The sequence below is a fragment of the Mesorhizobium sp. M1A.T.Ca.IN.004.03.1.1 genome, assembly GCF_003997555.1.
Lineage (GTDB): Bacteria > Pseudomonadota > Alphaproteobacteria > Rhizobiales > Rhizobiaceae > Mesorhizobium.
In genome coordinates this window covers 1-231 of sequence record NZ_RZTV01001192.1, presented here as the reverse complement: position 1 = coordinate 231, position 231 = coordinate 1, and the positions used below count along the sequence as shown (strand labels likewise).

Sequence of the window (231 nt, the reverse complement as noted above, 5' to 3'; positions counted from 1 at the left end):
CTCCTGGCGCCGCCTCTGCCCATCCGCCCGGACGAACTCGCCCAGGACGAGGACGTGCTGGCGCGCTGGCTGGCGCTCTCCGCGGAACGTTATGCGTTGAAGGACGACCTATTCGGCCCATTTCCGGCCATCGTGCGCCACAGCGAAAGAGATGCCGGCCACCTCGTTTTCTGCGCCGTCATCGCCGAGGCGCTGCGCGAGCGCCCGGCCGACGCGAAGGTCCCCGCAAGC

Annotated in this window: 1 protein-coding gene; it reads left to right on the top strand. The window is 69.7% G+C overall.

Annotation, left to right across the window (positions count from 1 at the left end):
• Positions 1-231, top strand: a 231-nt coding sequence (locus EOD29_RS36455; protein WP_164764130.1) for a hypothetical protein, incomplete at both ends; no start/stop codon positions are given.